Source organism: Candidatus Binatia bacterium, assembly GCA_036504975.1.
In the GTDB taxonomy this organism is placed as follows: domain Bacteria; phylum Desulfobacterota; class Binatia; order UBA9968; family UBA9968; genus JAJPJQ01.
In genome coordinates, this window is sequence record DASXUF010000178.1 from 1 (window position 1) to 9,770 (window position 9,770).

General features: G+C 57.5%; 10 protein-coding genes. 8 read left to right on the forward strand and 2 right to left on the reverse strand.

Annotated features, from left to right (window positions below):
• Positions 1–233 precede the first annotated feature (233 nt).
• Positions 234–449: a hypothetical protein gene (locus tag VGL70_22085; protein HEY3306220.1), complete on the reverse strand. Its 216-nt coding sequence runs from the start codon at positions 447–449 to the stop codon at positions 234–236.
• Positions 450–715: 266 nt separating this feature from the next.
• Here VGL70_22085 and VGL70_22090 point away from each other — a divergent pair, with 266 nt between their 5' ends.
• Positions 716–1,663, forward strand: a complete 948-nt coding sequence (locus VGL70_22090) for a DUF72 domain-containing protein (protein ID HEY3306221.1) — start codon at positions 716–718, stop codon at positions 1,661–1,663.
• Positions 1,664–2,551: 888 nt separating this feature from the next.
• Here the strand turns inward: VGL70_22090 and VGL70_22095 are convergent.
• On the reverse strand, positions 2,552–2,932 hold the full coding sequence (locus VGL70_22095; protein ID HEY3306222.1) for a RidA family protein: 381 nt from the start codon (positions 2,930–2,932) through the stop codon (positions 2,552–2,554).
• A gap of 104 nt (positions 2,933–3,036) precedes the next feature.
• Between VGL70_22095 and VGL70_22100 the strand changes: the two genes are divergently transcribed.
• From VGL70_22100 to VGL70_22130, 7 genes are all read left to right on the forward strand, one after another.
• Positions 3,037–3,933, forward strand: a complete 897-nt coding sequence (locus VGL70_22100; protein HEY3306223.1) for a hypothetical protein — start codon at positions 3,037–3,039, stop codon at positions 3,931–3,933.
• A 57-nt stretch (positions 3,934–3,990) separates the two neighbouring features.
• Positions 3,991–4,833 carry an alpha/beta hydrolase gene (locus VGL70_22105; protein ID HEY3306224.1) on the forward strand — a complete coding sequence of 281 codons (843 nt, stop codon included), beginning with the start codon at positions 3,991–3,993 and terminating at the stop codon, positions 4,831–4,833.
• An 18-nt stretch (positions 4,834–4,851) separates the two neighbouring features.
• Positions 4,852–6,213, forward strand: coding sequence for a peptidase dimerization domain-containing protein (locus tag VGL70_22110; GenBank protein HEY3306225.1), 1,362 nt, complete (start codon positions 4,852–4,854; stop codon positions 6,211–6,213).
• 40 nt (positions 6,214–6,253) lie between these two features.
• Positions 6,254–7,483 carry a Rieske 2Fe-2S domain-containing protein gene (locus VGL70_22115; protein HEY3306226.1) on the forward strand — a complete coding sequence of 410 codons (1,230 nt, stop codon included), beginning with the start codon at positions 6,254–6,256 and terminating at the stop codon, positions 7,481–7,483.
• Positions 7,484–7,573: 90 nt separating this feature from the next.
• A complete protein-coding gene (locus tag VGL70_22120; GenBank protein HEY3306227.1) occupies positions 7,574–8,422 on the forward strand; it encodes a hypothetical protein in 849 nt (282 codons plus the stop codon).
• A 36-nt stretch (positions 8,423–8,458) separates the two neighbouring features.
• Positions 8,459–9,040, forward strand: a complete 582-nt coding sequence (locus tag VGL70_22125; protein ID HEY3306228.1) for a thiamine pyrophosphate-binding protein — start codon at positions 8,459–8,461, stop codon at positions 9,038–9,040.
• The gene (locus VGL70_22130) at positions 9,037–9,627 is read left to right on the forward strand and encodes a thiamine pyrophosphate-dependent enzyme (GenBank protein ID HEY3306229.1); all 591 of its coding nucleotides are present in this window, start codon (positions 9,037–9,039) and stop codon (positions 9,625–9,627) included. The genes VGL70_22125 and VGL70_22130 overlap by 4 nt, the downstream gene beginning before the upstream one ends.
• Positions 9,628–9,770 lie beyond the last annotated feature (143 nt).

Here is a 9,770-nt window from a genome sequence, read left to right on the forward strand (position 1 = left end):
GGTGCCTCCCGGGAAAGTCCCGAAAGACTGCCGACATTGGCATTCCGAATTCAAATCGTTAACACCTTGAAACGTCATGAACACTGTAAAAAACCTAGCGTTTAAACTGAGACTCCTAAAATCTGTCGGACGATACTGACCCTATGGGCAGACCTAACAGGTAGGCGATCCGAGGTTGATTTTTTGGCTGCGGCGCCGTCGTTGCCTTCCCAGACTGTGTCGTTTGACCGCGTTCAGTTGGGTTTCTTCTCTTCCCGCAGATCCACCAAGTGGTGCAATTTACTCTTCGAAGGTCCGCCGGGATCGAGAATCGGTTTGGCTTTGCAATGGGGGCAAAGGGGGCTGAGCTGGAGATCGGAGAGTTGGTCGGTGAGCAGGCCGGACAGCGTGAATATCCGGTTACAGTCGTAGCACTGGAGAACGGCCTGCCATATTTTCTGTGAAGGCACGGCCAAGATTACTGCCAATGATGCCGAATTTTCAAGACAAAATTTCCATCAATGACTCCGCAGCTTCCCTGGCGGCGAAAAAGTCAAAGACTGTGCCCGCGACTAGACAGAATATCCGGACGAGGTCCTGGGAACGTTAGGGACCAAATCGGTAATTGTGAGTCTTTTTAGACAGTCCACGCGGCAACACGGGTTCCATTCCCCGTTGGGACCAGAAGCAGCGGAGCGTCCTTCACAACTCGCCCGCTGATGATAGACTAAGCCCATTGAGCGAGCCGCAAATCAGAATCGGCACGTCCGGATACTCGTACCCCGGCCCGCCGCCGAAGGGGTGGGCCGGGGTGTTCTATCCAACCAAGGGGAAGCGCGTCGACGCGCTCGAATACTATTCGCGCTTCTTCGACACGGTTGAAATCAACTCCTCGTTCTATGGTCCGCCTTCGCCTGCAATGGCGGAAGGCTGGGTGCGGAAGACGCCTGCCGACTTCCAGTTCTCGCTGAAGCTCTGGCAGAAGTTCACGCACGAGAGAAAGGTCGGACAGCCGGGCGCTGCGCCGAACGAGGCTTGGGAGACGGTCACGCAGGCCGACGCGGACCTGTTCCGGTGGGGAATCGAGCCGCTCGCCCGTTCGGGCAAGCGCGGCACGCTGCTGCTCCAATACCCCGCGGGCTTCTATGCCACACCGGAAAGCATGGAGAAGCTCGCCGCTACGCTGCGCACGTTTCAGGAGTATCCGCTCGTGGTCGAGCTGCGGCACCGGAGCTGGAGCGACGCGGCAGGGGAGACGCGGTCGTTGTTGGAGAGTCACCGTGCCGGCCTCGCACTGATCGACGAACCGAAGTTCGAATCGTCGATACGACAGGAACGGAAAGTGGTAGGGGAGACGCTGTACTTCCGCGCGCACGGCCGGAACGCCGAGAAATGGTGGACGCACGGTGAGTCATGGGAGCGTTACGAGTACTGCTACTCGTCGGAGGAGATAAAATCGCTGGCGGAAAGACTGCGAACGGTGTTGAACGCCAGCCCGTACGTGAAGACCGTTAAGATCTACTTCAACAATCACGCGCGGGCCTACGCGGCAGTCAATGCTCTCATGCTGCTCCACGAGCTAGGCCTAAAGGTGAAAAGCGCGCCCAGCGCGGAACTCCTCGCCGCGCACCCCCAACTCGCGCAAATCTTTCCGGCCGCGGCGCAGGGGAGTCTCTCCCTGTGATCTCCCGGCTGATGAATCATCGGAATGACTCAGCTAGAACGTCGCGCGGCCATAACGGAAGCCGAAACTGCTGGGTCGTGACTCAGTTTCAAGCCGCCGCTGACTCCTCGACCGCTTCCGCTATCAGGTAAAAACCTGCATAGATCTCAGGAATGAACCCGAATGTTAATTTGCCCGATTGTCGTATAAATGACAGTTACATGCCTACATTCTGGACCGTTGTGCTTCGCTGTTACAAATGTGACGGAAAATTTACCGTCAGACATCTCTCGTTGGATAGAATTTCGGAGATCTGCCTACTTACTCCGTGCCCGCATTGCAGTATCTCCGCCCACATCGCTCCAAGCCCCAGCTATAGCGAGGAAAGTAGATTACATCATGTCGTTTATTTAAGAGAAGAGACGGAAGCTACTTACCGAAAACTGCAAGTCGGCGATACGTGGCACTTCAACGAGTCCTGTTCTAAATGGCCCGACAGCGGCTATGTAGAATTAGAATTCCTGCCAACGGTAGAAGAAGTCTGCAACGAGTGTAAGACCAGCCAGCTAAAGAACGCTCAGTCATAGCGCGGTTCATTCCTGCATGTGATATAGCTTCAGCCCCATTTTCAGACGGTCAACGTCCACGTCTAATTTTTGTCTTTCAATGGTTCTCATTTTTCAAAATGAGTCGCTACCGATGCGGCAGGTAAATGAAGTGGCGGGGGAGACGCTGTACTTCCGCGCGCACGGCCGGAACGCCGCAAAGTAGTGGACGCACGGCGCGTCGTGGGAACCGTGCGACTCTGCTACTCGTCGGAAGAGATAAAAACGCTGGCGGAAAGACCGCGCACGGCGTTGAGCGCGAGCTCTCACGTGAAGACGGCGCGGTCTTACAAGCCGCCTTTCTTCACAGCACCGCGATGACCTCCACCTGAAACAGCACCTCTCCTCGCAGGTCGGCTTTGACCGCGTGGCGCGCCGGGCGGTTGTGCGCGTCCGGAAACATCTTGAGCCATGCCTTGTTGATCGACTCGCGGTATTTTTCGTCTCTCAGAAACACCGTCATCATGCCGATGTTCTCCGGCGAGCCGCCGGCCAGCTCCATGAATTTTTGCACGTTGCGGAATAGAACTTCGGCCTGCTCGTCCGGGTCCTGCGGCAGCTTCCCGGTTTCGGTATTCTTGCCCGAAATGGCGGAGGAAAAAACCAGGTTGCCGATTTTGGCCCCATTGGGAATCGGGACGCCGTGCGCCAGTCCGGGAATTTCGATGGAGGTTCGTTTTGCCATGATTATTCTCCTTTGGTATGAACTCGCTGCGATGTATATATCCATCAAGCGGACAATTGACAAGGGAAAGCGGATGATGTCTTAATCATTCAGGAGAAAGATTTATGGCTGAAATCGTCGGTTGTCTCGCTATGTCGCACGCGCCGCAGTTGATGCTCAACCCGGAGCAGTGGGGACTGCTCAATACGCGGAGCTGGGATCCGTTGCCGGTCAAGCCGGAGTTGGAAAAGGAAACGATCGAGGTCAAGTGGGCGAAGTGGAATCGCTGCATGGCGGCGATCGACCGGTTGCGCCACAAGTTAGAGTCGCTGGCGCCCGACACGGTCATCGTCGTGGGCGACGATCAGCACGAGAACTTGATCGACGACAACATGCCGCCGTTCACTATTTTTATCGGCAAAGAGGTCGAGGCGAGCACGAGCCTCAGATATCTGAATCAGTCACGAGCGGAAAACCGGGCGCGCTACAGAGTCGACGACGCGCTGGCTCTTGCCGTGCTCGACGGCCTGATGCAGGAGGGATTCGATCCCGCCTATTCGCGCAAGACGCGCTACGACGGCGGCCTCGGCCACGCCTTTGCGCGGGTGCTAAAGTTTTTGACGCCCGACGCCCGCTACGCCATCGTGCCGATTATGGTCAACACGTACTATCCGCCGGCGCCGTCGGCGAAAAGATGCGTTCAGTTCGGCCAGGCCCTGGCCGCGGCGATACGCGCCTTCCCGCAAGCGCGGCGCGCGGTCATCGTCGGCTCGGGCGGGTTGAGCCACACGAAAATCGACGAAGGACTGGACGCGAATGTGATAAAGGCGCTAGAGACCAACGATCAAAGATTTCTTCAGGCGCTGGAGTCGTCGATCCTGATCGAAGGCACTTCCGAGATTCGCAATTGGATCGTGACCGCCGCGGCGGCCGACCGGCCGGGCAAGATGCTCGATTACGCGCCGCTCTATCGGACGACCAACGGCGTCGGCTGCGGGATGGGGTTCGCGACCTGGAGCTGAGTCGTTTCCGATGCGAATGCGACAGATTTTAGAGTGATCGATTCGTTGGAGGTCGCCATGTCGTTGGAAAGAGAACCGCGGGGGAACTTCGTCAAGGCCGGAAAGCTCGGCATCCATTATCACGAGTTCGGCGGCGGTTATCCTCTCATCTGCATTCATGGGGCCGGGCCGGGAGCCTCGGCGTGGAGCAACTTTAGAGGAAGCGTCGGTGTGTTCTCGAAGCACTTCCGGACGATCCTCGTCGATATGCCTCAGTACGGAAAGTCGGACAAGCCGGTGATCGAGGGAAGCCGCCAGGCCTTTCTGGCGAACGCCATGGGCGACTTCATGGATGGCCTGGGGATCAAGAAAGCTCACTTCATCGGCAACTCCATGGGCGGTCAAGCGGCGCTAAAGCTTGCCGTCGATCGGCCGGAGAAAGTGGATCGGCTGGTCATCATAGGCAGCGGCGCGATCAAGGCGGGGAGCATATTTCAGCCGATGCCGTTGGAAGGCATTCGGAACATCGGCAACTACTACAAAGGCGAAGGACCGACACCCGCCAAGATGCGCCAGGTCTTGGAAAGTCTGGTGTATGACCGTTCGTTTGTAACCGACGAGCTGGTCCAGGAACGGTTCGAGGCGAGCAATGATCCCGAGCTGATCGAGATCTTCGGTCGGCGCGCCGCGCCCCCTCAGGATGACCTTTATGCCGACCTGCCGAACATCAAAGCCAAAACATTGATCGTCTGGGGTCAGGACGACAGAGCCGGCGCCTTGGATGTAGGCCTTTTAATGCTGCGACGAATGTCCGATGCCCGCATGCACATCTTCTCCAAGTCCGGCCACTGGGCTCACGTCGAGCATCGGGATGAATTCAATCGCATCGTGCTGCAGTTTTTCTTGGATGGGCGGGACTGAGGAGATCGGAAGCGCGCAATGAATCGTTTGGGACGAACGGCGATGAATCGCGGCGCGCATCGGGTTCCGCTCTCCAAGGAGCAGGAAAACTGGATCCGCCGGGCCTGCGCGCGGATCAACGAGCAAGAGATCGCCGAACTCAACAGAAAAATGGCGAGTATTCCGAGTCCTACGGGTGAAGAGGCGGAGTTGGCCCGTTTCACGACCGAATACATGAACGGAGTTGGAATTGCCGCTTTTTATCAGCCGATCGATGAGACGCAAGGGAACACAGTGGCGCACGTTCGCGGGAGCGATGGAGGCGTTAGTCTTCTGCTCTATGCTCCGATCGATACGGCTTTTTCCGGAAGACCGGAAGAGGATTGTCCCTGGGTCGGAAACGCAGTTCCGCGGGAGATGACGATCGAAGCGCATATCCAGGACGGCGATGTCGTCGGAATGGGGGCCGAGAACCCCAAGGGTTACGCCGCCTGTCTCATTACCGCTGCAAGAGCCGTTCATGAGGCGGGCGTCCCGTTGAGAGGCGACCTGTTAGTGGGCCTCGGAGCTGGAGGGATGCCGACGAACAAGAGGCCCGCGCTGAAGCGATTTAATGCTGGTCAGGGATCGGGTTGCGCTTTCATGTTGGAGCAAGGCGTGAGAGGCGATTTCGCCATCATCGCCAAGCCGGGCTACGCGGTTTCCTGGGAAGAAGTCGGGTTGTGCTGGTTCAAGATTCAGGTGAAAGGCGCGCTCGGCTATACGGGAGTCAGGCACGTGGTGTCGGGCCGAAATCCGATCGTCGATGCCGCTAAGGTCGTTACGGCATTGGAGGAATGGTTTCCCAAATATACGAACCGCAATACGTCCGGATTGGTCGCTCCTCAAGGATCGATCAACGCGATCGAGTCCGGCTGGACCTACAAGCCTGCCTTTATCCCGGCGCGGTGCGACCTTTATGTCGATCTTCGCATCAGCCCGCGCACCGATCCGCTGGAGGCTAAACGCCAATTCGGAGAAGCCTTGACGGAAGTTCGTAAGGCACATCCGGAGGTCGAGTTGGACTGGGACATGATCGTCTCCATTCCGGGAACCGCCACGGACCCGGATAACTGGATCGTGCAATCCTGCATTCGAGCGTGGGAGCACGTGGAAGGGAAAAAGCATACGCCCAGGACCGGGACGAGCGGGGCTACCGACGCGAATATTTTGCGCGGGTGGGGGATTCCGACGGCGCGTCTCGGGATGCCGCGCCTAAAGGACTCTCCCGCCGGAGGGGGCCGCACTTTTTCCATGGAGGTGAGCAACATCGCCGGCATGAAGCAGCTCACGAAGTGCATCGTCTACGCCATTGTCGATACCTGCACGCGCTCGCGAAAGGATGTCGGGTTGCAGGTTTGATTGCAGGTGGGGAGGGTATCTGAGCCGGCCAGAACAGAAGATGGAACCTCGAATCGCAGAGAAAGCCACGGGCAAGGGGGTGGAAAAATCAAAAAAGAGCCCCTGGCCCCGATACGAGGAGGCGGTGTTGGGCTTTCGCAACTACTGGTATCCGGCAATGATGTCGAGGAAGTTGCGACGAAAGCCGGTGTCGGTGGTGATTCTCGGCGAGCGGCTGCTTTTGATTCGACACGGGGGAAGGTGTTACGCCTTGGAGGACCGTTGCGCGCATCGCGGGGTGCCGTTATCGGTGGGCACTTGCGAGTTTCCCGGGACGGCGACGATCAGTTGCCGGTATCATGGGTGGACATACGACATCACCAACGGCGAGTGCGTTGGGGCGGTGACCGATGGGCCGGACTCGCCGATTGTGGGAAAGGTGAAGATCCCGAGCTATACGGTGGAGGAGCGCAAGGGGCTGATCTGGATTTTTCTAGGGGACGATAAGCCGCCGCCGTTAGAGGAGGACGTTCCTGAGGAAATGTTGCGGGAGGAAGCGGTTATCGGAGCGCGGGTCACATTGAGAAAGGGAAACTGGAGGCTTGCGGCGGAGAACGGAATGGATCCGGCTCATGCGACGTATCTTCACCGAGACGCTTGGCTTGCCTTCTTTCGGCGGTTTCCCGCGTGCAAAACCAATATCGTTCCTGAGATCGCCGGCAAGTGGGTTGGTTATACCCAGGGCGCGCCGTTGCTGGAATGCGACTACCCAGGCTTGGGGCGCTATCCGAGGGGCGGCGATTGGCGCCTGCGGAGCTGGTGGCGAAAACCGAGAAGCCGCGCGGCGACAAAAACACAGTTGAGGCTGCCGTGCTTCTTAAGAGTGAATCCATTTCCCGCGCCGGAGATCGTGCACTTCGAGTGGTATGTCCCCGTCGATGAGCGACACCATCGCTATTTCCAGTTTTCGGTCAAGTGGACCACCGGATTAAAAGCGTGGCGCTTTCGTCTGGCTTACTGGCTCTGGTGGAGATGGCTGGCGCACGTCAACTTCAACGGGCAGGACGCCAGGATGGTTCAGCTTATGGATCCGTTTTATGCGGAAGAAGACGGGTGGAATAGGGAGCGGCTGTTCCGGCCCGACGTGGGCCTGACCACGTGGCGCAAATATTGTCACGAGAACGCGCGCGGCGTGCAAAAACATCCGTACGCGCGGCGGTCTTTCAACGGAAGCGCCTCTCTTTCCGATCCGTCGGCTTCGGCGGAAGAGGGACTGGAAACTCCCCGATAAGGGCGGATCGAAATGCTGCAATTGGGTTTGGCCGCTTCTCATGCTCCTTCGATGTTCCGAGGTATAGAACATTGGGCTCGGATCCACAGGGTGCTGACCGACGGGGTTCCTCAGCCTCCCGAGATTGAGAACGAAACTCCGGAAGTTCTCCACGATTACATCGATAGAATCGATAAAGGCTTCGGCGTCTTAAAGAAACAGATCGAAGCACACGAGCCCGACGTTCTCCTGGTCGTCGGCGACGACCAGGGTGAAGTTTTTGCCGAAACTGATATGCCGGCCTTCTGCTTGTTTACTTGCGCGGAAGTGCACGGCACGATCAATATCTCATTGATCAATGAGCCGGAGGATGAAAACCATATTACGCTCCGCTGTCATTCCGAATTGGCTCGCTATCTTTTGAACGAACTCAATCGGAAGGGATTCGAAATCTCTGAACGGCGGGAGCTTAAGCCTCTGGGAAAACCTAAAAGAGGCATCGGCCATGCTTTTACACGACCCGTCGCGAAGGTAACACCCAACCTGGATGTCCCGATTATTCCGTTTCATGTCAACGCCTATTTTCCGCCGATGCCCAGCGCGCGACGATGTTACGATCTCGGCCGCTCTATCGCGCAAGCGCTGAAGGGCCGTCCGGAAAAAGTTGCGATCATGGCGTCGGGGGGACTTTCCCACGACCCTAGAGGGCCGCGCGCGGGATGGATCGATACTCTTCTGGATCGTTGGGTCTTACGGCAGCTGGAATCGGGAAACAGCGAAGCGTTGTGTCACCTCTTCGAGTTCGACTCGGACACATTACGAAGTGGAACCGGAGAAATCAGAAGCTGGATCGTTGTCGCCGGCGCCTGTAGCGAAGCCAAGGCCACCATCGTCGATTACATCCCGGCCCATCACGCGGTTACAGGATTGGGTTTTGCGGTTTTCAACCTTCCTGCATGAAGGCGCGCGAAGGACAGCGAGAAAGGCAAAAAAATTGTGAGTAAATCCCGGGGTCTGAAAACTTCGTCGCCAACACCTGTAAGTACGGGAAAGGCCGGCGTCCGTTATCGGCAGGAAGCTCTCGAAGCTTTCTATGACGGCTTTAAAGCGGCCGGAATAGACTTTGCCGTATTCCTCCCTGACAGCATGCTCGACGGTGTGGAGCAGCTCATCTTAGAGCGGGGCGGGATCGATGCTTATCAGTGCTCCCGCGAGGACGAAGGTGTGGCCATGGCGATGGGCGCCTTCCTGGTCGGCAAGCGACCCGTAGCGCTGATGGAAGGCTCCGGAATCGGTCTATCGGCGCTGATTCTAGCTCGTGGAATCGTCCAAAAAACTCCGACCATGCTGATTGCCGGTCACAACAGTACGCTAGGTGAGCGCTACGATTATCACGGCGCGACCCGACTCGTGGCGGAGCCGGTTCTCCGCGCGCTAGATATTCCATACCATGTTCTTTTCGATCCGCGTGAGATACAGACCGTAATCGTCGAGGCTCAAGCAACCATCGAAGGCCAACGCATTCCCGTTGGAATCCTAGTCCCGAGTCACGTCATCAGAGAGATGGGAGAGAAATGAACCGGATCGAAGTCCTTCGCTACATTGCCACTCTGCGCAATGGGAATCCCATGATCATCAGTCCCGGCCTGGCGAATTACACGATCGCTGAAGCGAAGGACGAACCTCTGACTATCTATAATATGGACATGCCCTACGCTACGCCCATGGCTCTCGGGATGGCGCTCGGTTGGCCGGGGCGTAGAGTTATTTCCGTCGAAGGGGACGGGTCGTTGCTTGCGGGACCGGGAGTATTGACCACAGTGGCGCGCTATCAGCCTCGGAACCTCGTCATCATCGTCTTCGATAATGGCGCCTATCTCACGACCGGTTCCGGAAAAGCCCCCACCGCAACCGCTTTTGGCGCCAACATCGAACAAATGGCGCGCGCCGCGGGTATGAAGAATACCCAGACCGTCCATGATATCGAATCCGCAAAAGGCGCCGTTCGGACTGTGTTCACGGAGCCGGGACCCTGGTTAGTCGTCGCGAAAGTGGATAGGCAAGACCGCCCGGCTGAACGGAGTCGACATTCGTTGCCGATGCACGTCTACGAGGCGGGCATTACATTCCATAGGGTGGCGCTGAGGGAGAGAATGGCTAAATAGCCCTCACCGTCGAGTAGGGAGGAGGCGCACCACATGAACCCATACAGGAACAGGCGTGTTTCCTCCTCCCTCTCTAAAATTCCGTACGGCGGGTTTTCCCCAGTACGGCTTCAAACTGGAATTCAACCACGACCTTCATCCAC